The sequence below is a fragment of the Streptomyces sp. NPDC047079 genome (assembly GCF_040643755.1).
Taxonomy (GTDB): Bacteria; Actinomycetota; Actinomycetes; order Streptomycetales; family Streptomycetaceae; genus Streptomyces.
Window position 1 is genome coordinate 94,863 of record NZ_JBEYUZ010000001.1, and the last position, 24,085, is coordinate 118,947.

The 24,085-nt window shown below is 72.7% G+C and carries 17 protein-coding genes and 1 tRNA gene; 15 read left to right on the forward strand and 3 right to left on the reverse strand.

What is annotated here, in order from left to right; translation table 11 throughout:
• Positions 1–268: 268 nt before the first annotated feature.
• Positions 269–1,696 (forward strand): NAD-dependent malic enzyme, encoded by a 1,428-nt coding sequence (locus ABZ823_RS00345; protein ID WP_361652052.1) that lies wholly within the window; start codon positions 269–271, stop codon positions 1,694–1,696.
• Between the two features lie 458 nt (positions 1,697–2,154).
• Complete coding sequence (locus tag ABZ823_RS00350) at positions 2,155–2,436, forward strand: HU family DNA-binding protein (RefSeq protein WP_007498188.1); 282 nt, start codon at positions 2,155–2,157, stop codon at positions 2,434–2,436.
• Between the two features lie 292 nt (positions 2,437–2,728).
• Here the strand turns inward: ABZ823_RS00350 and murA are convergent, their stop codons facing one another.
• Positions 2,729–4,069, reverse strand: a complete 1,341-nt coding sequence (gene murA / locus ABZ823_RS00355) for a UDP-N-acetylglucosamine 1-carboxyvinyltransferase (RefSeq protein ID WP_361652054.1) — start codon at positions 4,067–4,069, stop codon at positions 2,729–2,731.
• A gap of 250 nt (positions 4,070–4,319) precedes the next feature.
• On the opposite strand from murA, the gene ABZ823_RS00360 reads away from it, so the two are divergent.
• From ABZ823_RS00360 to ABZ823_RS00395, 8 genes are all read left to right on the forward strand, one after another.
• Positions 4,320–4,892: a YqgE/AlgH family protein gene (locus ABZ823_RS00360; RefSeq protein ID WP_361652056.1), complete on the forward strand. Its 573-nt coding sequence runs from the start codon at positions 4,320–4,322 to the stop codon at positions 4,890–4,892.
• A gap of 28 nt (positions 4,893–4,920) precedes the next feature.
• Positions 4,921–5,202 (forward strand): DUF3039 domain-containing protein, encoded by a 282-nt coding sequence (locus tag ABZ823_RS00365; protein WP_361652058.1) that lies wholly within the window; start codon positions 4,921–4,923, stop codon positions 5,200–5,202.
• Between the two features lie 231 nt (positions 5,203–5,433).
• On the forward strand, positions 5,434–7,146 hold the full coding sequence (locus tag ABZ823_RS00370; protein ID WP_361652060.1) for a beta-N-acetylhexosaminidase: 1,713 nt from the start codon (positions 5,434–5,436) through the stop codon (positions 7,144–7,146).
• 279 nt (positions 7,147–7,425) lie between these two features.
• Positions 7,426–8,319, forward strand: a complete 894-nt coding sequence (locus ABZ823_RS00375) for an FAD binding domain-containing protein (RefSeq protein ID WP_361652062.1) — start codon at positions 7,426–7,428, stop codon at positions 8,317–8,319.
• The gene (locus ABZ823_RS00380) at positions 8,316–9,782 is read left to right on the forward strand and encodes a 2Fe-2S iron-sulfur cluster-binding protein (RefSeq protein ID WP_361652064.1); all 1,467 of its coding nucleotides are present in this window, start codon (positions 8,316–8,318) and stop codon (positions 9,780–9,782) included. The genes ABZ823_RS00375 and ABZ823_RS00380 overlap by 4 nt, the downstream gene beginning before the upstream one ends.
• The gene (locus tag ABZ823_RS00385; protein WP_361652066.1) at positions 9,779–12,085 is read left to right on the forward strand and encodes a molybdopterin cofactor-binding domain-containing protein; all 2,307 of its coding nucleotides are present in this window, start codon (positions 9,779–9,781) and stop codon (positions 12,083–12,085) included. The genes ABZ823_RS00380 and ABZ823_RS00385 overlap by 4 nt, the downstream gene beginning before the upstream one ends.
• A 202-nt stretch (positions 12,086–12,287) precedes the next feature.
• Positions 12,288–13,280 (forward strand): SUKH-4 family immunity protein, encoded by a 993-nt coding sequence (locus ABZ823_RS00390; protein WP_361652068.1) that lies wholly within the window; start codon positions 12,288–12,290, stop codon positions 13,278–13,280.
• Between the two features lie 459 nt (positions 13,281–13,739).
• Positions 13,740–15,560, forward strand: a complete 1,821-nt coding sequence (locus tag ABZ823_RS00395) for an endonuclease/exonuclease/phosphatase family protein (RefSeq protein ID WP_361652070.1) — start codon at positions 13,740–13,742, stop codon at positions 15,558–15,560.
• Positions 15,561–15,720: 160 nt separating this feature from the next.
• On the opposite strand, the gene ABZ823_RS00400 is transcribed toward ABZ823_RS00395, so the two are convergent.
• A tRNA-Cys gene (locus ABZ823_RS00400) sits at positions 15,721–15,795 on the reverse strand.
• 210 nt (positions 15,796–16,005) lie between these two features.
• On the opposite strand from ABZ823_RS00400, the gene ABZ823_RS00405 reads away from it, so the two are divergent.
• The 3 genes from ABZ823_RS00405 to ABZ823_RS00415 all read left to right on the forward strand — a co-directional run bounded on the left by ABZ823_RS00405 (position 16,006) and on the right by ABZ823_RS00415 (position 20,349).
• Positions 16,006–17,445 (forward strand): MFS transporter, encoded by a 1,440-nt coding sequence (locus ABZ823_RS00405; protein WP_361652071.1) that lies wholly within the window; start codon positions 16,006–16,008, stop codon positions 17,443–17,445.
• Positions 17,446–17,595: 150 nt separating this feature from the next.
• Positions 17,596–19,398, forward strand: coding sequence for a DEAD/DEAH box helicase (locus ABZ823_RS00410; protein WP_361652073.1), 1,803 nt, complete (start codon positions 17,596–17,598; stop codon positions 19,396–19,398).
• A gap of 309 nt (positions 19,399–19,707) precedes the next feature.
• Positions 19,708–20,349, forward strand: a complete 642-nt coding sequence (locus tag ABZ823_RS00415) for a helix-turn-helix domain-containing protein (RefSeq protein WP_361652075.1) — start codon at positions 19,708–19,710, stop codon at positions 20,347–20,349.
• Positions 20,350–20,362: 13 nt separating this feature from the next.
• On the opposite strand, the gene ABZ823_RS00420 is transcribed toward ABZ823_RS00415, so the two are convergent.
• Positions 20,363–21,895: a helix-turn-helix domain-containing protein gene (locus tag ABZ823_RS00420; protein WP_361652077.1), complete on the reverse strand. Its 1,533-nt coding sequence runs from the start codon at positions 21,893–21,895 to the stop codon at positions 20,363–20,365.
• 113 nt (positions 21,896–22,008) lie between these two features.
• Here ABZ823_RS00420 and ABZ823_RS00425 point away from each other — a divergent pair, with 113 nt between their 5' ends.
• A complete protein-coding gene (locus ABZ823_RS00425; RefSeq protein ID WP_361652079.1) occupies positions 22,009–22,947 on the forward strand; it encodes a chorismate synthase in 939 nt (312 codons plus the stop codon).
• A gap of 5 nt (positions 22,948–22,952) precedes the next feature.
• Positions 22,953–24,062, forward strand: coding sequence for an o-succinylbenzoate synthase (gene menC / locus ABZ823_RS00430; RefSeq protein WP_361652813.1), 1,110 nt, complete (start codon positions 22,953–22,955; stop codon positions 24,060–24,062).
• Positions 24,063–24,085 lie beyond the last annotated feature (23 nt).

Below are 24,085 nucleotides of genomic sequence, written 5' to 3' on the forward strand. Positions count from 1 at the left end.
AACCTTAGTCGCTCAGAGCGACCACTTGCCGCGAGGCGAGCATGGCGGGTCGGTGTCACTGAACGTTCGGGAGGCCCACGTCACCACGTGATGTGGGCCTCTTTCCTTGGCCTTCCGGCTTCTCGTATCGTGGAACCCGCTTTCCGAAATCACGCCCTCCGTGGGAACAAAACGTTCGCAATCCATGGCGGCTACCACGTACTGAGGGGTAGGTGCGACGATCGGACGGCACAACTCAGCGACACGGTGAAAGCAGAGGAAGTCGGCCATGGCAACGGCGCCCAGCGTCTCCTACTCGATGACGATCCGGCTGGAGGTGCCCGCGAGCGGAACCGCCGTCTCGCAGCTCACCACCGCCGTGGAGTCCTCCGGAGGCTCGGTCACCGGCCTCGACGTCACCGCGTCCGGCCACGAGAAGCTCCGTATCGATGTCACCATCGCCGCCACCTCGACCTCCCACGCCGAGGAGATCGTCCAGAAGCTGCGCGGCATCGAGGGCGTGACCCTGGGCAAGGTCTCGGACCGTACGTTCCTCATGCACCTCGGCGGCAAGATCGAGATGGCGTCCAAGCACCCCATCCGCAACCGTGACGACCTTTCCATGATCTACACGCCCGGTGTGGCGCGCGTGTGCATGGCGATCGCGGAGAACCCCGAGGACGCCCGCCGTCTGACCATCAAGCGCAACTCCGTTGCGGTCGTGACGGACGGATCGGCCGTGCTGGGCCTGGGCAACATCGGCCCCAAGGCCGCGCTGCCCGTCATGGAGGGCAAGGCCGCCCTCTTCAAGCGCTTCGCCGGCATCGACGCCTGGCCCATCTGCCTCGACACCCAGGACACCGACGCGATCGTGGAGATCGTCAAGGCGATCGCCCCCGGCTTCGCCGGTATCAACCTGGAGGACATCTCCGCGCCCCGCTGCTTCGAGATCGAGGCCCGGCTGCGCGAGGCCCTCGACATCCCCGTCTTCCACGACGACCAGCACGGCACCGCGATCGTCGTGCTCGCCGCGCTGACCAACGCACTTCGCGTGGTGGGCAAGGCGATTGAGAACGTGCGCGTGGTGATGTCGGGCGCCGGCGCGGCCGGTACGGCCATCCTCAAGCTGCTGCTCGCGGCGGGCGTCAAGAGCGCCGTCGTCACCGACATCCACGGTGTCGTGCACGCCGGCCGCGAGGACCTGGTGGACGCCGCGGTGGACTCGCCGCTGCGCTGGATCGCCGACAACACCAACCACGAGGGCCTGACCGGCACCCTCAAGGAGGCCGTGCGCGGCGCCGACGTCTTCATCGGCGTCTCCGCGCCGAACGTCCTCGACGGCGACGACGTCGCCGCCATGGCCGAGGGCGCGATCGTGTTCGCGCTCGCGAACCCCGACCCCGAGGTCGACCCGGCAATCGCCCGTCAGACGGCGGCAGTTGTGGCCACCGGCCGCTCCGACTTCCCGAACCAGATCAACAACGTCCTGGTGTTCCCCGGCGTCTTCCGAGGCCTGCTGGACGCCCAGTCCCGCACGGTCAACACGGACATGATGCTGGCCGCCGCGACCGCCCTCGCGGACGTGGTGACCGACGAGGAGCTGAACGCGAACTACATCATTCCGAGCGTATTCAACGACAAGGTCGCGGGCGCCGTCGCCGGAGCGGTGCGGGAGGCCGTGAAGGCGGCCGGGGAGTCGGCGACGGACGCCCAGTAGGCGACAGGCGCGTGGTCGGCGACGGGCGCACGGGCGGCGCCGGGCGCCGACGACCGTCCGGGCCGGCCCCGGCCGGGCGCGGCTGTGACCATTGCCACGGTGGCCGGGTGCGGCGCGTCGTTGAAGGCGCCGATCCCGGCCGCCCTCTAGGGTGGCGGCCAGGCTCAGGCCCCCCAAGGCCCTGCGAAGCGTTGCCGGGAGCGGACCGAGCGTCACCGCGCCGAGGTGGTGGCGCTTTTCGTGTGACTCCCAAGGGTGTTCTCACGACTCCTGCGGGTGCCGGATTGGCTTTACCGCCGCAGGTGGGGGCAGGATGCGTCTTCGGGCGCGAGGGTCTGACGACGGACCCGGGGCCGGGGAACCACCGAGGACCCTGGCAGCATCGGCTTCGACGTGCCCATCATGCGGCTCCGCCGCGTGGCACGCCTCAACGGCAAGAAGAACACGGGAGTAACAACATGAACCGCAGTGAGCTGGTGGCCGCGCTGGCCGACCGCGCCGAGGTGACCCGCAAGGACGCCGACGCCGTGCTGGCCGCGTTCGCCGAGACCGTCGGCGAGGTCGTCGCCAAGGGCGACGAGAAGGTCACCATCCCTGGCTTCCTGACCTTCGAGCGGACCCACCGTGCCGCTCGCACCGCGCGTAACCCGCAGACCGGCGACCCCATCCAGATCCCGGCCGGCTACAGCGTGAAGGTCTCGGCGGGCTCCAAGCTCAAGGAAGCCGCGAAGGGCAAGTGATCTTGCCGTCGTACGCCACGGGACGGCGTACGAGGCCGTACCGTCACGGAACGGTGTGAGCGCCGTACCGTCACGGAACGGCGTACGCGCCGTACCGTCACGGAACGGCGCAGGAGGCCGTACCCCCGCCACGGGACGGCAGCAGCAGGCCCGGTGACGCCCCTCGGGACGGCGTACGGGCCCAGCAAGGCCTAAGGGGCGGTCACCCGATCCGGGTGACCGCCCCTCGTGGATGTGCGGCCGTGAACGCCGTACAGGCGCGAACGCGGGCTCTCGGCGCCCGGGAGGGCCGCTAGGCCAGGGCCTTGCCCGGGAGTTCGACCTTCGCGCCCAGCTCGATGAGCTTCTCCATGAAGTTCTCGTAGCCGCGGTTGATCAGCTCGATGCCGTGGACCCGGGAGGTGCCCTGGGCCGCCAGGGCCGCGATCAGGTACGAGAAACCGCCGCGCAGGTCGGGGATAACCAGGTCGGCGCCCTGGAGCCTGGTCGGGCCCGAAACGACCGCGGAGTGCAGGAAGTTGCGCTGCCCGAAGCGGCAGTCGGAGCCGCCGAGGCACTCCCGGTAGAGCTGGATGTGCGCGCCCATCTGGTTGAGCGCCGAGGTGAAGCCGAGGCGGGACTCGTAGACCGTCTCGTGGATGATCGACAGACCCGTGGCCTGCGTCAGCGCGACCACCAGCGGCTGCTGCCAGTCCGTCTGGAAGCCCGGGTGCACGTCCGTCTCCAGCGCGATGGACTTCAGCTGGCCGCCCGGATGCCAGAAGCGGATGCCCTCGTCGTCGATCTCGAAGGCACCGCCCACCTTCCGGTAGGTGTTCAGGAACGTCATCATCGACCGCTGCTGCGCGCCGCGCACGTAGATGTTGCCCTCGGTCGCCAGCGCCGCCGACGCCCAGGACGCGGCCTCCAGACGGTCCGGGAGGGCACGGTGGGTGTAGCCGCCGAGGCTCTCGACACCGGTGATGCGGATCGTGCGGTCGGTGTCCATCGCGATGATCGCGCCCATCTTCTGCAACACGCAGATGAGGTCCTCGATCTCCGGCTCCACGGCCGCGTTGGACAACTCGGTGACGCCCTCGGCGAGGACCGCCGTCAGCAGCACCTGCTCGGTCGCGCCGACGGAGGGGTACGGCAGCCGGATCTTGGTGCCGCGCAGCCCCTTGGGCGCCTCCAGGTACTGGCCGTCCGCGCGCTTCTCGATGACCGCGCCGAACTGCCGCAGCACGTCGAAGTGGAAGTCGATGGGACGGCCGCCGATGTCGCAGCCGCCGAGACCCGGGATGAAGGCGTGCCCCAGGCGGTGCAGCAGCGGGCCGCAGAAGAGGATCGGGATGCGCGACGAGCCCGCGTGGGCATCGATGTCAGCGACGTTCGCGCTCTCGACGTGGGTCGGGTCGAGCACCAGCTCGCCCGGTTCCTCGCCCGGACGGACCGTCACGCCGTGCAGTTGGAGCAGGCCGCGCACCACGCGCACGTCGCGGATGTCGGGCACATTGCGCAGCCTGCTCGGCCCACTGCCCAGCAGAGCGGCGACCATGGCCTTCGGTACGAGGTTCTTCGCACCGCGGACACGGATTTCGCCCTCCAGCGGGGTTCCGCCGTGGACAAGCAGGACATCGTCGTTGACGGTCATGGATCTCGCGTTCCGTGGAGTGGGGCAGGGGCCGAAGACGTAAGAGTAATGGCCGCCTACCCCCTTTCAGTAAGCCCAAGGGCCTCCCGGCAAGGTCATAGGTTTGCCACAACACGACCCGTGCGTGGCCGGACGCACGGGGTTACCGCCGGGCGTGCGCCCGTGCCGCATCCGTGAGCCCTGCCTCGCATTCACCCGCGTACCGGGATTGCCTCCCCATCCCGGGGCAAGATGCGGGATCATGTCTGGCATGACCGAGGTGTCCTCGCTCACAGGGCGGCTGCTCGTGGCCACGCCCGCCCTGGCGGACCCGAACTTCGACCGCGCTGTGGTGCTCCTCCTCGACCACGACGAGGAGGGCTCGCTCGGTGTGGTCCTCAACCGCCCCACACCCGTGGACGTGGGCGACGTCCTGGAGGGCTGGGCGGACCTGGCGGGGGAGCCCGGTGTCGTCTTCCAGGGCGGACCGGTGTCGCTGGATTCGGCGCTCGGTGTCGCCGTCATCCCCGGCGGTGCCGCGGGGGAGCGCACCCCACTCGGCTGGCGGCGGGTGCACGGCGCGATCGGCCTGGTGGACCTGGAGGCCCCACCGGAACTGCTGGCCAAGGCGCTCGGCTCGCTGCGGATCTTCGCCGGGTACGCGGGCTGGGGCCCCGGTCAGCTGGAGGACGAGCTGGTCGAAGGTGCCTGGTACGTGGTCGAGTCGGAGCCCGGCGACGTGTCGTCCCCGGAGCCGGAGAGACTGTGGCGGGAGGTGCTGCGGCGCCAGCGCAGCGAGCTGGCGATGGTGGCCACCTATCCGGACGACCCTACGCTCAACTGATGCGTGCGAGCTTCAGTACCCTTGCCGTATGAGCACTCTCGAGCCCGAGCGCGGTACTGGTACGGGGACCCTCGTCGAGCCGACGCCGCAGGTGTCGCACGGCGACGGTGACCACGAGCGCTTCGCCCACTACGTCCAGAAGGACAAGATCATGGCGAGTGCCCTCGACGGCACGCCCGTCGTGGCGCTGTGCGGCAAGGTGTGGGTACCGGGCCGCGACCCCAAGAAGTACCCGGTCTGCCCCATGTGCAAGGAGATCTACGAGTCCATGGGCAGCGGCGGCGACGAAGACAAGGGCGGCGACAAGTAGCCGGCCGGCTCCCCGCCCGACGACCGCAGGGCCCCCGGGGCGCGTGACGGCGCGCCCCGGGGCTCTTCGTGTCCGCGTGCGGGATGCGTTCCGCTCCCGTTCACTCGTTCCGCTTCCGTTCACGCCCCTTGTCGATCAGGCTTCCCCTTGTCGATCAGGCTTCCCGTCACCCGGAAGGTGTGGCTGCCCGGGGGTTCGTGAAGGCCGCAAGGACCGGAAGGGCTGGATGCGATGGGCTTCGAGGATCTGATCCCGGCACCCCGCGAGGGCTGGCGGGTACCCCCGCGGGGGCTGTTCGTGCTCGACGAGGAGACGGTGCTGCGCGCGGAGCCCGGCACCGAGCGCGTCGCACACTGGATGCGTGACGCCCTGGGCGCGGCCACGGGGCTGCCCTTTCGTGAGGGCGGCGCGGAGAACGGCATCGTGCTGCGCATCGACCCGGAGATGGAGCCCGAGGCGTACCGCGTCGCCATCGACGGACGCGCCATCCGCCTCGACGGCGGCAGCGCGGCCGGCGTCTTCTGGGGAGCGCAGACCTTCCGCCAGTTGCTGGGGCCGGAGGCCTTCCGCCGGGCGCCGGTCGACGCGACCCGGCGCGAGTGGCATGTGCCCGGCGTGGTCGTCGAGGACGCGCCCCGCTTCCCCTGGCGCGGTCTGCTCCTCGACGTCGCCCGGCACTTCACGCCCAAGGGCGGCGTCCTGCGCTGTCTGGACCTGATGGCCGCCCACAAGCTGAACGTCCTCCATCTGCATCTCACCGACGACCAGGGCTGGCGGCTGGAGATCAAACGCCACCCGAAGCTCACCGAGGTGGGCTCCTGGCGGCCCCGCACCCGGTTCGGACACCGGGCCTCGCCGCTGTGGGAGGAGAAGCCGCACGGAGGTTTCTACACGCAGGACGACATCCGCGAGATCGTCGCGTACGCGGCCGCGCGGCATATCACCGTCGTCCCCGAGATCGACATACCCGGGCACAGCCAGGCGGCCATCGCCGCGTATCCGGAACTTGGCAACTCGGACGTCATCGACACGGCCTCCCTCTCGGTCTGGGACGACTGGGGCATCTCGGTCAACGTACTCGCCCCCACCGACAGCACCCTGCGGTTCTACGAAGGGGTGTTCGAGGAAGTTCTTCAGCTGTTCCCCTCGACGTTCATCCACATCGGCGGCGACGAATGCCCCAAGGACCAGTGGCGGCGCTCCCCGGCCGCCCAGGCGCGCATCAGGGAGCTCGGACTCGGTGACGAGGACGGGCTCCAGGCGTGGTTCGTCCGGCACTTCGACACCTGGCTCACCGCCCGCGGCCGCCGGCTCATCGGCTGGGACGAGATCCTGGAGGGCGCGAGCCGGACCGAAGGGCGCGCCCCGGCCGAAGGCTGGAAGAGCCGGCAGGGGGTACGGGCGCCCGGAGGTCAGACGACGGTGTTCGGCCTGGCGGCGGGCGCCGCCGTGTCCTCCTGGCGCGGATACGCCGGCGGCGTCACGGCCGCGCGGGCCGGGCACGACGTCGTGATGTGCCCGGAGCAGCAGGTCTATCTGGACCACCGTCAGGACGGCGGCGAGGACGAGCCCGTGCCCATCGGGTATGTGCGCACCCTGGAGAACGTCTACCGCTTCGAGCCGGTTCCGCCGCAGCTCACCGAGGAGCAGGCGCGCCACGTGCTCGGCACCCAGGCCAACGTCTGGACCGAGGTGACGGAGGATCAGGGACGGGTGGACTACCAGACGTTCCCGAGGCTCGCGGCCTTCGCCGAGGTCGCGTGGAGCGCCCTGCCCGCGCCCGCGGAGCGAGACTTCACGGACTTCGAGCGGCGGATGGCCGCCCACTACCGTCGGCTTGACGCCCTGGGGGTCGCCTACCGGCCGCCCGCGGGGCCCCTGCCGTGGCAGCGGCGACCCGGTGTGCTCGGACGTCCGATCGAGGGTGCGCCCCCGAACGTGTGAGGCCGCCGCCGAGGGGCAGCCGAGGGGCCGGGTGCCCTGGAAACGTGACCCCGCGTGGGAAAAGTCGCACCAGGGCCACCGCAGAGCGACAAGCGGCGCTCATGGGGAACGTCATGCCAAAACGGGCCATCTCCCTGGTGAGGGGGCGAATGCCTCCTAGCGGACCCCCGCGTCGGGGGCCGGGAAAGATGTGCCAGAGTTGCCACGTCCGGCCTGTCAGCACGTACCGTACGGCAACACAGGTGGGACCAGGTGGGGCAGCGGGAAGGGGCAGCCGGTTTGACCACGCACGCACCGCAGGCGGCGCAGGCCGTGACGCTGCCCGCCTCGCTGGACGAGGCCGTGGCGGCCCTGGCCGCCATGCCGGCCGCAGTCCCCGTGGCGGGCGGCACCGATCTGATGGCCGCCGTGAACTCCGGGCAGCTGCGGCCCGCCGCGCTGGTCGGCCTCGGCCGCATCAGCGAGATCCGAGGCTGGCAGTACCAGGACGGCCACGCGCTGCTCGGCGCCGGCCTCACCCACGCGCGCATGGGCCGACCCGACTTCGCGGCCCTCATCCCCGCCCTCGCGGCGGCCGCGCGCGCGGCCGGACCGCCGCACATCCGCAACGCGGGCACCCTGGGCGGCAACATCGCCTCGGCCGCCCCCACCGGGGACGCGCTCCCGGTGCTGGCCGCCCTGGAGGCCACGCTGATCATCGCGGGCCCGGGCGGAGCCCGCCGCGAGATCCCGGTCTCGCACCTGCTCGCCGGGATGGAGATGCTGCGGGCCGGCGAGCTCATCGGCTACGTGCGCGTACCGCTGCTGCACGCGCCCCAGGTCTTCGTGAAGGCGACCGGGCGCACCGGCCCCGGGCGGGCCATCGCTTCCGTGGCGCTCGTCCTCGACCCGGCCCGACGCGGCGTGCGCTGCGCCGTCGGCGCCATAGCGCCCGTGCCGCTGCGCCCCCTGGAGGCCGAGCAGTGGGTTGCCCAGCTCATCGACTGGGACAACAACCGCGCGATCGTCCCGGAGGCGCTCGCCGCCTTCGGGGAGTACGTCGCCGCGGCCTGCATCCCCGACCCGGCCCCGGCGGAGGACGGCACCGTGCAGCAACTACCGCCCGCCGTACTGCACCTGCGGCGCACCGTCGCCGCGCTGGCCCGACGAGCACTGGGGAGGGCACTGTCGTGACCGACGACCGGCACCCGCAAGGGACCCCGCAGGGGGGCACCCACGGTTCCTGGGAGCGACTGCCGCAGGGGGACTACGACGACGGCGCCACCGCCTTCGTCCAGCTCCCCGAGGGAGGGATCGACGCCCTCCTCGCCTCCGACAGCCCGCTGGCCGCGCCCGGCCACGGCTATGTGCCGCCGACGATCAGCCCGGCCGCCGACCAGGGCCAGGACCCGGCGGCCCAGCGCGCCTGGGACGCGCCCGGGGAGGGTGCCCACTGGCCCGACCGGGACCAGGCCCCCCCGGAGAACACGGGCGATCGGTTCACGTACCACCCCGGGGCCACCGGGCAGTGGGCCTTCGAGGAGGCCGCGCCCGCCCGGGAGTACCCCGCCTCCGGGCAGGACGTCACCGGCGAGTGGTCGATCCCCGTGGCGGGCGGCGATCTGCCGGACGAATCGGGCGAGTTCTCCACGTCGGCCCTGGTCGAGCAGTGGGGCGGCACCCCGCCCGCGACCCTGCCGGGCGGCGCGCCCGCGCCCTGGGCGACCGGCACCGGACAGCCCTGGTCCGACGGGAGCCACCACCCGATCCCCGACGAGCCGGCCGCGCAGGCGCCCGCGGAGCCCCCTGGAGAGCCGTCCGGCGGGCCGTACGAGGACACGGGGGCCGACGATGCCCCGGAGGCGTCCGAGGCCGTCCAGGAGCCGTCAGAGCCCGTGGACGGGCCCGCCGCCGAGGAGTCCCGGGACACGGACGCCGTACCGCCGGACGACCCCGCCGCGGCCGGGCCCGGACCGGCCCCGGAGGCCGACGCCGAGGAACAGGACCCCGGAGCCCCGCCGGGCTCCCACGACGAACACCCCCTCGTCTCGTACGTCCTGCGGGTGAACAGCTCCGACCGGCCCGTCACCGACGCCTGGATCGGGGAGTCGCTGCTGTACGTGCTGCGGGAGCGGCTCGGTCTCGCAGGCGCCAAGGACGGCTGCTCCCAGGGCGAGTGCGGCGCCTGCAACGTCCAGGTCGACGGACGGCTCGTCGCCTCCTGCCTGGTGCCCGCCGTCACCGCCGCGGGCAGCGAGGTCCGGACGGTCGAGGGCCTCGCCACCGACGGACAGCCCTCGGACGTGCAGCGGGCGCTCGCCCGGTGCGGGGCCGTGCAGTGCGGCTTCTGCATCCCCGGGATCGCGATGACTGTGCACGACCTGCTGGAGGGCAATCCCGCGCCGACCGAACTGGAGGCCCGCCACGCCCTGTGCGGCAACCTGTGCCGCTGCTCCGGCTACCGGGGAGTCCTGGAGGCCGTCAGGGAGGTCGTCGCCGAACGCCGGGCGCACAGCGAGGCCGAGTCGGCACCCGACGCGGACGAGCCCCGCATCCCGCACCAGGCGGGCCCCGGCGCCGGTGGCATCCACGCCTCCGCGTTCGACGGCAGGGCCCCGCACGAGCACCCGTACGGCCAGGACGGAGGCCAGGCGTGAGCAACGAAGCCGCCACCGCGACCACCGCGGCGGCCGCACCCGCCCCCGAGCCACTGCCGCACGGCCTGGGCGCCTCCCTGCCGTCGGCCGACGCCCGCGCGAAGACCGAGGGCACCTTCCCGTACGCGGCCGACCTGTGGGCCGAGGGACTGCTGTGGGCCGCCGTGCTGCGCTCGCCGCACCCGCACGCGCGCATCCTGTCCGTCGACGTGAGCCACGCGCGCGAGATGCCCGGCGTGCGGGCGGTCGTCACCCATGAGGACGTGCCCTCCAGCGCGTTCCACGGCCGGGGCACGGCCGACCGCCCCGTGTTCGCCTCCGAGGTCGTGCGCCACCACGGGGAGCCCATCGCGGCCGTCGCCGCCGACCACCCCGACACCGCGCGCATGGCCGCCGCCGCGATCATCGTCGAGTACGAGGTGCTCGACCCGGTGACCGACCCCGAGCAGGCCTTCGAGGTGGAGCCCCTTCACCCCGACGGCAACCTGATCCGGCACATCCCGCTGCGCCACGGCGACCCGGACGCGTTCGGCGAGGTCGTCGTCGAGGGCCTGTACCGCATCGGCCGCCAGGACCCCGCCCCGATCGGCGCGGAGGCCGGTCTCGCGGTCCCCCGGCCCGACGGCGGGGTCGAGTTGTACGTCGCCTCCACCGACCCGCACGCCGACCGCGACCGGGCCGCCGCGGTCTACGGCCTGGAGCCCGAGCGGGTGAAGGTCGTCGTCACCGGGGTGCCCGGCGCCACCGCCGACCGCGAGGACCAGGGCTTCCAGCTCCCGCTCGGCCTGCTCGCGCTGAGAACCGGCTGCCCGGTGAAGCTGACCGCGACGCGCGAAGAGTCGTTCCTGGGCCACACCCACCGCCACCCCACCCTGCTGCGCTACCGCCACCACGCGGACGCCGAGGGCAAGCTGGTGAAGGTCGAGGCGCAGATCCTGCTGGACGCGGGCGCCTACGCGGACACCTCCTCGGACGCGCTCGCCGCCGCCGTGTCCTTCGCCTGCGGCCCGTACGTCGTCCCGAACGCCTTCATCGAGGGCTGGGCCGTCCGCACCAACAACCCGCCATCGGGCCACGTCCGCGGCGAGGGCGCGATGCAGGTGTGCGCGGCCTACGAGGCGCAGATGGACAAGCTCGCCAAGAAGCTCGGCCTCGACCCGGCGGAACTGCGGCTGCGCAACGTCATGGCCACCGGCGACGTCCTGCCGACGGGCCAGACCGTGACCTGCCCGGCGCCGGTGGCCGAACTGCTCGAGGCGGTACGGGACCACCCGCTGCCGCCGCTGCCCAAGGACACCCCCGAGGATGAGTGGCTGCTGCCGGGCGGACCCGAGGGCGCGGGCGAACCCGGCGCGGTGCGCCGCGGTGTCGGCTACGGCGTCGGCATGGTGCACATGCTCGGCGCGGAGGGCGCCGACGAGGTGTCCACGGCGACGGTGAAGGTCCACGACGGCGTGGCGACGGTGCTGTGCTCGGCCGTGGAGACCGGCCAGGGCTTCACCACGCTGGCCCGGCAGATCGTGCAGGACATCCTCGGCGTCGACGAGGTCCACGTGGCACCGGTCGACACGGACCAGCCGCCGGCCGGCGCGGGCTGCCGCGGGCGCCACACCTGGGTGTCGGGCGGAGCGGTGGAACGTGCCGCCAAGATGGTCCGCACCCAGCTGCTGCAACCCCTGGCGCACAAGTTCGGCATGTCCACCGAGCTGCTCCAGATCACCGACGGCAAGATCACCTCGTACGACGGCGTACTGTCGACCACGGTCGCCGAGGCGTTGGACGGCAAGGAGCTGTGGGCCACGGCGCAGTGCCGCCCGCACCCGACGGAACCGCTGAACGAGACGGGCCAGGGCGACGCCTTCGTGGGGCTCGCGTTCTGCGCGGTCCGCGCCGTGGTGGACGTGGACATCGAGACCGGCTCGGTACGGGTGGTGGAACTGGCGCTCGCCCAGGACGTGGGCCGGGTGCTGAACCCGGCGCAGGTCGCCGCGCGCGTGGAGGCCGGCGTCACCCAGGGCGTGGGCATCGCGCTCACCGAGAACCTGCGCACCGCGCGCGGCCTGGTCCGCCATCCCGATCTGACGGGTTACTCGCTGCCCACGGCCCTGGACGCCCCCGACATCCGGATCGTCAAGCTGGTCGAGGAACGCGACGTGGTCGCGCCGTTCGGCGCCAAGGCGGTCAGCGCGGTGCCCGTGGTGACGTCCCCGGCTGCGATCGCCGCCGCGGTGCGCGCCGCGACGGGCCGCCCGGTCAACCGGCTGCCGATCCGTCCGCAGGCGGCGGTGGTGACGACCCAGTGAACGGCGGCGACGCCGCCGCGGACGACCGGACCGCTACGGCCGCCGTCGTAGCGGTCGGCCAGCGCTTCATCTGACGCCTCGCTGCGTGCCGTGGCGTTGTCAGTGGCGCCCCGTAGGGTTCTTCGCGTTGGGGGAGAGCCGCCCGGCGGGAGGACGTGTCCGGCCCGCGGACGCTCAGGGGACGACGCACGCGGGGGAGACGATGGGTACGACCGACACCGGTGGCGTGATCACGCTGACCGAGGCCGACCTGGATCCGTATGTGACGCACGCGGCGACGCGGCCCCTGCCGACGGGACCCGGACTGCTGTGCGACAGCGCCCGGCTGGAGTTCGGGGCTCTGCGCGGGCGGCCCGCGCTGCGCCGGGTCGCCGAACTGGTCGCCGATGCGGGGAAGCTGGCCGCCGAGCTGCGCGGCCAGCTGGTCATCGGGGCGCTGCGGACCCTCGACCGCGACCTGGAGTCCCTTCTGCTGGACGGCGCCACGGGCAGGATCTCCACGACCTCGGTCTTCCCCCGCAATGCCGCTGAGAGCACCCACCGGACGCCGCTCACTGACGGGCAAACGTTGCCTGCCGGGGCACTAGCCGCGTCCGGCGGCCGGTTCACACCGCAGGGGTACGGCCCGAAGGCGGTGGCGGACACGTCCGGGCGGCTGATGTCGGTGTTTGCCGAGGCCGCCGGGGACGATCCGGCGCCCTACTGGCGGATGGCGGCCCTGATCCGGCCCCTGGCCCGGATCGCGCGCCCCGGCACGGGACTCCGGCTCGGCCTTCCACCGCGTCTCCTCGACGAGGAGTTCGGCTCCGCCGCGATCGTGCGCTTCGAGGACATCGACTTCCCCGGCGCGCTCACGCACGAGCCGACCCGCCGCTTCCTCGGCGAGGTGGGTCTGCCGGAGCACGGCTACTGGTACGAACTGGACACCGATGTTCCCCTGCCGACCCTGGCCGAGCACTGTGCGCAGGAGGGCGGCCTCCCCCCGGGCGAACTCCCCGAAGGGGCGGACCGCCTGATACGCCTCGGTCATCTGCTGGAGGACACGAGCCTGGTCGTCGACGGTGCCACGGGTGCGGTGCTGTGCTGGAGCGAGCCCGACGCGACCCTGCGCCCGCTGAACGCGGACGTCTCCACGCTGGCCTTCACGGTCTGGCTGGTACACCGCGAGAAGGCCCTCGCCGGGAGCACGACCTGACGGACGCTTACGAGCAACTCTGGGCGCCACGATGGCCGAAACGCTCGTCGCGGCCGATCCGGTCGCCCGTGACCCGACCCCGCGCATCCCCAAGAGGACGGCCGGCGCTACGGCGGTGCCGGCCGCGGCGGGATGAGCCTTCACGGACGGCCGCGTACGGCGCTGAAGGAGACGGAAACCGAGACGGCCGTCTTTGTCTGGCTTCGTGCACACCCGGCCGTTCGGCATCGGGGTTGCGGTCTCAAGTGTGGTGGCGGAGGGTGAGAGGGCGACAGGGCAACCCAGGGGCGGATTTGACACCAGTGCGACGCGCGTAGAGCTGACACGCGTAGAACACCTGCTGGTCGCTCCGGCGATACCTGACGCCACTACAACTTCCGTGCCGCCACGGCGCGTTCCCCCAGGCGCCCCGGGCGGTGCTCCGCGATACCTCTACAACTTTCGCGAAAGGCACCGCTTATGGACTCCCGCTACACGCCGCGCAGACTCCCCCGCACCGCTCTGCTGACGGCCACCGCGCTCACCGCCGCGCTGACGGGCACGGCGCTCGCCCTGCCCGCCCCCGCTTCCGCGGCCACCGTCACCATCGCCGCGCTCCAGGGCAGCAAGCGCATCTCGCCCTACAACAGCCAGGACGTGACGGTCAGTGGCATCGTCACCGCGATCCGCTCCACCGGGTCCTCGCGAGGCTTCTGGATCCAGGACCCGGTCGGCGACGGCAACCCGGCCACCAGCGAGGCCGTCTTCGCGTACACCGGGTCCTCCACGCCCTCAACCAAGGTCGGCAACAAGGTCACCGTCAAGGCCAGGGTCTCCGAGTACTACCCGGGCGGCTCCTCGGCCGGCGGTCAGTCCGTCACCGAGCTGTCGCAGCCCCAGATCCAGTCGACCGCCTCCACCGGCAACCCGCTGCCGGCCCCGGTCGTGCTCAACGCCGCATCGATCCCCGCCGCCTACGCCCCGAGCGGCAGTCTCGAGGGCTTCACCCTCGCCCCGTCCAGCTACGCCCTCGACCTGTACGAGTCGCTGGAGGGCATGCGTGTCCAGGTCGACAACGCCCGCGTCGTCGGGGCGAGCAACCAGTACAACGAGCTGTTCGTCACCGCGAAGTCGACCGAGAACCCCACCCCCCGCGGCGGCACCGTCTACGGCTCGTACAACTCGCAGAACACCGGACGCGTCAAGGTCATGTCGCTGACGGGCGCCTTGCCGACCGCCGACGTCGGCGACGTGCTGGGCGGCAGCACCGTGGGCCCGCTCGACTACGACAACTTCGGCGGCTACACCGTCCAGGCCACCACCCTGGGCACGCTCACCGACAACAACCTCGCCCACGAGACGACCCGAGCTCAGGCCTCCGGCGAACTGGCCGTGGCCACCTACAACGTGCAGAACCTGGACCCCACCGATCCGCAGTCCAAGTTCGACAGGCTCGCGGCCGGCATCGTCACCAATCTCTCCTCACCCGACATCGTGGCCCTGGAGGAGGTCCAGGACAACAACGGTGCCACGAACGACAGCGTGGTGGCCGCCGACCAGACCTACACGAAGCTGATCAACGCCATCACCGCGGCCGGCGGCCCGACGTACGCCTACCGCCAGATCAACCCGGTCGACGACCAGGACGGAGGCGAGCCCGGCGGCAACATCCGCGTCGGCTTCCTCTACAACCCCGCCCGCGTCGGCTTCACCGACCGCCCGGGTGGCACCTCCACGAACGCGGTGTCCGTGGTGAACAACGGCGGCACCGCCGCGCTCTCCTACTCGCCCGGCCGGATCAACCCCACCAACTCCGCCTGGAGCAGCAGCCGCAAGCCCCTCGTCGGCGAGTTCACCTTCCAGGGCAAGACGGTCTTCGTGATCGCCAACCACTTCACGTCCAAGGGCGGTGACCAGCCCCTCGACGCGCGCGTCCAGCCGCCCACCCGCAGCTCGGAGACCCAGCGTGCCCAGCAGGCCACCCAGGTCAACACCTTCGCGAAGCAGCTCCTGGCCGTGCAGCCCAGTGCCCGGGTCGTCGTCCTCGGTGACCTGAACGACTTCGAGTTCTCCGGCACCCTGTCCACCCTGACCTCGGGCACCGGCCTCACCGACCTCCCCACCACCCTGCCCGCAGGAGAGCGCTACACCTACGTGTACCAGGGCAACTCCCAGGTCCTGGACCACATCCTGACCAGCCCGTCCCTGGCCTCGCCCGACTATGACATCGTCCACGTCAACGCCGAGTTCGCCGACCAGGCCAGCGACCACGACCCCCAGGTCGTACGACTGATTCCCTGACGATGCCCAGCGGGCCGCGCGGGCGCACCCGACGGTCCGGAACGCGCCGCCGCCGCCCGCAGAGCAACGCTGCCGAAGTGGTGAGCGTGCTCGCACCGGCCAACTGACGGGCGGCACCCCTCCCGGGGTGCCGCCCTCTGGTTCTGCCTGGCCAGGCAGGTGGAGGCCGTGGCGGGAATCGAACCCGCGTAACTCGCTTTGCAGGCGAGTCCCTGAACCACTCGGGCACACGGCCGGGATCACGTGCGGGACGGCTTGCGCGCGTTCCGGAGCGACACAGGGACCGTAGGGTCCGCGGGCCGGGGGGCTCAAGGGAGGCGCGGGCGCTGCAACGGGACTGCCATGCGCCGTTCATGAACCGGGCGCGAGTCCTAGGACCAAGGGCCCAGGCGATCACCGGCTCCGGACAGGAGCCAATCCGCTCCGAGCCCCTTACTCTGACCGCATGGCAGCCCTGGAACCCCGCGACACCGACGTCCTCCCTCCCGTCCCGCCGGCCGGACCCGACGGCGTGCTGAGCCGGCCGTACCGGGCGCTCAGCATCGGCATCGTCTCGGTCGTCCTGCTCATCGCCTTCGAGGCGACGGCCGTGGGCACCGCGATGCCGGTCGCGGCATGGGAGCTGGACGGGCTGTCCCTGTACGCCTTCGCGTTCTCCGGGTACTTCACGACCAGTCTGTTCGGCATGGTGTTCGCGGGCCAGTGGTCGGACCGCAGCGGCCCCCTCGCGTCGTTGACCTGCGGCATCGCCGCGTTCGCCGCCGGGTTGCTGCTGTCCGGGACGGCCGGGGCGATGTGGCTTTTCATCCTGGGCAGGGCTGTGCAGGGCCTCGGCGGCGGCCTGGTCATCGTCGCCCTGTACGTCGTCGTCGGCCGCGCCTACCCCGAGCGCCTGCGACCGGCGATCATGGCGGCGTTCGCGGCGGGCTGGGTGGTCCCGACGGTGGTCGGCCCGCTTGCCGCGGGCGCGGTGACCGAACACCTCGGCTGGCGCTGGGTGTTCATCGGCATCCCGGTGCTGGTGGTGCTCCCGCTGGCCCTCGCGCTGCCGCAGATACGGCACCGGGCGGGCGGCCCCGCCGAGGGGGCCGTCGCCGCGCCCTTCGACGCCCGACGCATCCGCCTCGCACTCGGTATCTCGCTCGGCGCGGGGCTCCTCCAGTACGCCGCCCAGGACGTGCGCTGGGTCTCCCTCCTCCCCGGCGTCGCGGGGGCCGCGCTGCTGGTCCCGGCGGTCCTCCGGCTGCTCCCCCGAGGCACCTACCGGGCGGCGCGCGGACTGCCGTCCGTGGTGCTGCTGCGGGGAGTCGCGGCGGGTGCCTTCGTCGCGGCGGAGAGCTTCGTCCCGCTCATGCTCGTCACCCAGCGCGGCCTGTCGCCGACGCTGGCCGGCTTCTCTCTCGCGGCGGGGGGCGGGAGCTGGGCCCTCGGGTCCTATCTCCAGTCGAGGCCGCGCCTCGAACCGTACCGGGACCGGCTGATGACCCTCGGCATGCTCGTGGTCGCGGCCGCGATCGCCACGGCGCCGAGTGTGCTGGTGCCCGCCGTGCCCGTGTGGATCGTCGCCGTCGCCTGGGGGTTCGGCTGTTTCGGCATGGGCCTGGTGATCTCCTCGACGAGCGTGCTGCTCCTGAAGCTGTCGGCCCCCGAGGAGGCGGGCGCCAACTCGGCCGCCCTGCAGATCTCCGACGGTCTGTCCAACGTCGTCCTGCTCGCCGCGGGCGGTGCCGCGTTCGCCGCGCTCGGCGGCGGCACAGTCGCCGCCACGGCCACCGGGGCGGCCGCCGGCGGCTCCCATCCGGCCGCCTTCGCGGCGGTGTTCCTGCCCATGGCGGCGGTCGCGCTGGTGGGGGCGTGGGTGACGACCCGGCTGCGGGAGCGGTGAGCCGCGGGGCCCGGCCCCGGTGATCTGTGAGCCGTGTCGCACCCGGGCCGGATGCGGCGGTGTTGCCCGGAGTGGCGGGTGAGCACACCGGTAGGGTGGCCCGGTTGTCATACGTAGCCGAGCCACCCCAGCCCCAGCGAACCGGAGACCGTGACTACCACCGCCGCCAGCAGTCCCTCGCACTCGCACCATCTGTCTCCCGCCTTCCCCGGCCGCGCCCCCTGGGGCACGGCCGGCAAGCTGCGCGCCTGGCAGCAGGGGGCGATGGAGAAGTACATCCGGGAGCAGCCGCGTGACTTCCTCGCCGTCGCCACGCCCGGCGCCGGCAAGACGACCTTCGCCCTGACGCTCGCGTCCTGGCTGCTGCACCACCACGTCGTGCAGCAGGTGACCGTGGTCGCGCCGACCGAGCACCTGAAGAAGCAGTGGGCGGAGGCGGCCGCGCGGATCGGGATCAAGCTCGACCCCGAGTACAGCGCGGGACCGCTCGGCCGGGAGTACGACGGTGTCGCCGTCACCTACGCGGGCGTCGGCGTACGGCCCATGCTGCACCGCAACCGCGTCGAGCAGCGCAAGACCCTCGTCATCCTCGACGAGATCCACCACGCGGGCGACTCCAAGTCCTGGGGCGAGGCGTGCCTGGAGGCGTTCGAGCCCGCGACCCGACGGCTCGCCCTCACCGGTACGCCGTTCCGGTCCGACACCAACCCCATCCCCTTCGTGACGTACGAGGAGGGGAACGACGGGATCCGGCGGTCCGCCGCCGACTACACCTACGGATACGGGTCCGCCCTCGCCGACGGGGTCGTGCGGCCGGTCATCTTCCTCTCCTACAGCGGCAACATGCGCTGGCGCACCAAGGCGGGCGACGAGATCGCCGCCCGGCTCGGCGAGCCCATGACCAAGGACGCCGTCAGCCAGGCCTGGCGCACCGCCCTCGACCCGCGCGGCGACTGGATGCCGAGCGTGCTGCGCGCCGCCGACCAGCGGCTGACCGAGGTCCGCAAGGCCATTCCCGATGCCGGCGCCCTGGTCATCGCCTCCGACCAGGAGGCGGCCCGCGCCTACGCCAAGCTCATCCGGGACATCACCGGGCACAAGGCGACCCTGGTGCTGTCCGACGACGCGGGCGCCTCCGACCGCATCGACGAGTTCAGCGGCAACGACGACCGCTGGATGGTCGCGGTCCGTATGGTGTCCGAGGGCGTCGACGTGCCGCGCCTCGCCGTCGGGGTGTACGCGACCACCATCTCCACCCCGCTCTTCTTCGCCCAGGCCGTGGGCCGTTTCGTACGGTCCCGGCGCCGCGGCGAGACCGCCTCCGTCTTCCTGCCGACGGTCCCCGACCTGCTCACCTTCGCCAACGAGATGGAGCGGGAACGGGACCATGTCCTCGACAAGCCGAAGAAGGAGGGCGAGGAGGACCCGTACGCCGAGTCCGAGAAGGAGATGGAGGAGGCCAACCGGGAGCAGGACGAGGACACCGGCGAGCAGGACATGCTGCCGTTCGAGGCGCTGGAGTCCGACGCCGTCTTCGACCGGGTCATGTACAACGGCGCCGAGTTCGGCATGCAGGCCCACCCGGGCAGCGAGGAGGAGCAGGACTACCTCGGTATCCCGGGCCTGCTGGAGCCGGAGCAGGTGCAGCTGCTGTTGCAGAAGCGGCAGGCCCGGCAGATCGCGCACAGCCGCAAGAAGCCGGACGAGGACGCCGATCTGCTCGAACTGCCCGCCGAGCGGCGCCCGGTGGTCACCCACAAGGAACTGCTGGAACTGCGCAAGCAGCTCAACACGATGGTCGGCGCGTACGTCCACCAGAGCGGCAAGCCGCACGGCGTGATCCACACCGAGCTGCGCCGGGTGTGCGGCGGGCCCCCGAGCGCCGAGTGCACCGCGGGCCAGCTGCGGCAGCGGATCGCCAAGGTCCAGGAGTGGGCCACGCGAATGCGCTGATCCCGGCACGGTGCCGGGGCCGACGCCCCGACCGGGGCCGGTCGCATATCGGCGGAAAGGGAACCGAGTGTACCGGCCGCTGACCGGATTCTGGACGGAGCCTTCCGCTCACCGGACCGTATCGCTACTGTCCCGCTACGCACACGCCCCGTGGCAGCGCCGCCGCGGAGCGCAGCCGTGAAGCGACCGTGCCCGGGAGCCGCCCGGGGCGCCGGCCGATCGGCGGCCTCTGAAGCGCGTCGCCGACGGGACTCGGTGACGCATCCGCCGTGAGGGGGCCGCCGTCCTCACCACTAAGGAGTGGGCGTCGTGACCGCGGAGACCTCTCAGACGCTGGACCGTGGCCTACGGGTCCTCAAGCTGCTCGCCGACACGGACCACGGGCTGACGGTCACCGAGCTGTCCAACAAACTGGGCGTCAACCGGACTGTGGTCTACCGGTTGCTGGCCACGCTCGAACAGCACTCCCTCGTCCGGCGCGATCTGGGGGGCCGCGCCCGGGTCGGGCTCGGTGTGCTGCGCCTCGGCCGCCAAGTGCATCCGCTGGTGAGGGAGGCCGCGCTGCCCGCGCTGCGGGCGCTCGCCGAGGACATCGGCGCGACCGCGCACCTCACGCTGGTCGACGGCGCGGAGGCGCTGGCCGTCGCCGTGGTCGAGCCGTCGTGGACCGACTATCACGTGGCGTACCGGGCCGGGTTCCGGCATCCGCTGGACCGTGGAGCCGCCGGCCGGGCCATACTCGCCGCCCGCCGGCAGCCGGTCGCCGACCCCGGCTACACGCTCACCCATGGGGAGCTGGAGACGGGCGCGTCCGGGGCGGCCGCGCCGCTGCTCGGGGTGAACGGGCTGGAGGGCAGTGTGGGGGTGGTCATGCTGTCGGACTCGGTGCCGGAGCGGGTGGGGCCGCGGGTGGTGGACGCGGCCCGGGAGGTCGCGGAGGCGCTGCGCTGAGCGCGCTCACCGATCAGCCGCCCAGCACCCTCAACTGGAGCCACAGCACCAGCCGTTCGTCCGGATCCTCCACATCGATGCCGAGCTGCCGCCGGACCTGCCGCAGGCGGTAGCGGCAGGTGTTGGGGTGCACCCCCAGCCGCTCCGCCGCGCCCGCCATGTCGCAGCCCGCCTCGAACCAGGCCAGCAGGGTGGCCGCGTGGGCCGTGCCGTGCGCGGCGTCGTGATCCAGGACCGACCGCCACGCGCCCGCGCTCAACTCCCGGCTGTCACACATCACTTCGGCCAGCCGCAGCAGTGTGATCCGGGGCCGCACCTCGGTCACGCACGCCACCGGCGACTCCGGTGCGAGCACGCGCAGGACGAGATCCGCGTCCGACCGGGAGGCGGGCGCGCCGGCGAGCGAGGGCACCACCTCGCCGAGCCCGGCCCGCACCGGTACCCGCAGCGCCCGCCCGGCCCGCCGCACGATGTCCTCGGCCAGATGCCGGTGCCGTTCCCCGCGTTCGCCGGGCGCGGGCAGCAGCGCGTACACGATCCCGCCGACGAGTACGCACGCGTGCCGCCCGTAGCGGGCCGCGCACTGGAGCCGTACGAGGTCCAGCAGCCGAAGCGCGGTCTGTTCGCCGTCCGGCGCGGAGGCCGGGCAGTCCGGGACGAACGCGGCCACCCGTACCGCGTCGAGGCCGAGCCGGTGCCCGGCCGCGGCCGGGTCGGCGGTGCCGTCGAGGAGGCGGCGCAGCAGATCGCCGTCCTGGTGCCGGGCCAGTTCCTGCGCGGCGCGCGCCCGCAGCAGGAGCAGCGCCGCCGTGGACGCGCCCCGCGCCAGTGCCTCCTCGGCGTCGGGCGCGAGCCGGCCGCCGTCGACGACCCAGAGCGAGCCGAGGGTCTCGCCACCGGCGCGGACGGCGACGGCGAGCCGTGGCAGCGCGCCCGCGAGCGCCGGCAGCCGCACCGGGCGCGACGCGGCGAAGACCGTCCGGTACTGCTCGGTGTTCTCAGGGCTCCCCGGGACCCGGAGCCCGAGGATGCCCTGGCGGCGGTCCTCGTCCGTGGCCTGTCCGGGAACCGTGGAGTAGGCGAGGATCCGCTGCCCCGGGTCCTCGATCGTGGTGGCCCCGCCGACCGCCGCGGCCACCGCGTCGGCCAGCGCGAACAGCTCTCCGCGGGCGTCTGCGCCACCGGCCGCCGGGCGGGCGTCGACCGCCGCCGCGAGCAGCAGATGCACCTGGTGCCAGGCCGCGTCCTCGTCCACGGAGAGCAGGGCGATCCCGGCCGCCTCGGCCTCGGCGACCGGCGCGTCCTCGCCGCGTACGACGACACCGGTCATTCCCGCCGCCGCGGCGGCCCGCAGCAGTGGCCCCGCCGCCGCGCCCCGGACACCGACGGCGAGCAGCAGAGCACCCGGCGCCCGGGGGAGCGGGGCGTGGGTGTCGTACAGCAGCACCTCGGTGACCGGCGCCGACAGCCCGGCGGGGGCGGTGTGAAGGCGCACGGACGGCTCGCCGACGACGTCCAGGAGGTCGCCGAGACTGCCGACGTCCACGGGGGGCACTCCCTTCGCTGGCCGGCGGGTTTGGCCGACTCCCTCACGAACGTACGCACTCTTTGGCCTCCCGCACAACGCGGGGGCGGGTCGCGGGCCCTGAGACTCGATCCATGACAGCTGAGACGGACCTGTCCAGGGCCCACGAGCAGGCGGCGCGGCTCGCGGAGGAGTCCGCCCGCGCCGGGGGCGTCCACCTCCGTACCGTCGAGGCGGTGGCGCCGCTAGCGGCCGTGGCGGACTACTTCAGCGATGTCTGGCGCACGCCGCGCAGCTCCCCTCCGCTGCCGGCCGAAGTGCTGCACAGCCTGGTGCACGCGGGCGGGGCCGTGCACGCCGCGTACACCGTCGACGAGGGCCGGCTCGCCGGGGCCTGCGCCGCGGTCTTCGGGCCGCCCGCGGAGGCGGAGGCGTACTCGCTGGTGGCGGCGGCCGACCGGGGCCTCGGCCACGCCGTGAAGCAGGCGCAGCGCGCCTGGCTGCTGGGGCGCGGCGCCCGCACCCTGCGCTGGACCTTCGACCCGCTGGTCGCCCGCAACGCCCGCTTCAACCTGGTGAAGCTCGGCGCGACCGGCACGGAGTACCTGGTCGACTTCTACGGTCCGATGGCCGACGGCGTGAACGACGGTGACGAGAGCGACCGGCTCGCGGTGACCTGGGACCTCGTGGCACCGCGCGGGCCCTCGTCCGCGCCCGTCACCCCTGCGGGCCCGGACGACGGGCCCGTCACCCCCGCGGGCCCGGACGACCGGCCTGCCACTCCCGCGGGCCCGGACGACCGGCCCGTCACCCCCGCGGGCCCGGACGACCGGCCCGTCGCGGTCACCACGGCCCCGGACGGCGGCCCGCTCGTCTGCCGCTCCCTGGACGACCGGTTCGTGTGGTGTCGCGTACCGGAGGACGTCGTCGCCCTGCGCGCCGCCGATCCCGTGCTCGCACTGCGCTGGCGGCACGCCGTCCGCGAGGTGTTCACGAAGGCCTTCGCCGAGGGGTTCGCGGCCACGGGCATGTCCCGCGACGGCTGGTACACGCTCACCCGCGAGGAGGCGTGACCGGCATGAAACTGGAGCGCGTCGAGATCGTCCATGTGGCGATCCCGCTCGTCACCCCGTTCCGCACCTCCTTCGGGACCATGACGACGAAGGACACCTTCCTGCTCCATGTCGTCACCGACGCCGCCGAGGGCTGGGCGGAGTTCGCGGCCGACCCGGAGCCGCTGTACTGCTCGGAGTTCGTCGCGGGAGCCGAGATCGTCCTGCGCGACTTCCTGCTGCCGCGCGTGGCCGCCCTGCCCGGCCTGACGGGTGCCGCGCTCGCCCCGGCCATGGCGAAGATCAAGGGCCACGAGCTGGCGAAGGCCGCGCTGGAGACGGCAGTCCTGGACGCGGAGCTGCGCGCGCACGGCATGCCGCTGGCGACCTATCTGGGGGCCGTACGGGACCGGGTGCCGGCCGGGGTGTCGGTCGGCATCAAGGACTCGGTGCCCGAACTGCTGGACGACGTCGAGCGCTACCTGTCCGAGGGGTACGTACGGATCAAACTGAAGATCGAACCCGGTTGGGACGTGGAGCCCGTACGGGCGGTCCGTGAGCGTTTCGGCGACGAACTGCCGCTCCAGGTCGACGCGAACACGGCGTACACGCTCGCCGACGCCGAACACCTGCGGAAACTGGACGAGTTCGGGCTGTTGCTGATCGAGGAGCCGCTGGAGGAGAACAACCTCCACGCCCATGCCCGGCTCCAGCAGCGCCTTGCGACCCCCGTCTGCCTGGACGAGTCCCTGCACAGCGCCCGGGACACCGCCTCCGCGATCGCCCTGGACGCCTGCCGGGTCGTGAACGTCAAGCCCGCGCGGGTCGGCGGCTACCTCGAGGCCCGCCGTGTGCACGACGTGGCGCGGGCGCACGGGGTCCCGGTGTGGTGCGGCGGCATGCTGGAGACGGGCATCGGGCGCGCACCGAACCTGGCCCTGGCCGCGCTGCCCGGTTTCACCCTGCCCGGCGACACCTCGGCGTCCGCCCGGTACTTCGCCGAGGACATCACCGAGCTGTTCGTGCTCCAGGACGGCCATCTGCCGGTTCCTTCGGCACCCGGGATCGGCGTCGCACCGCTCCCGGAGGCCCTGCGGCGTTTCACCACCGGCCGCAGCGACCTGTACAGGGGCTGAAGTCACCGTCACGTTAGATTGAT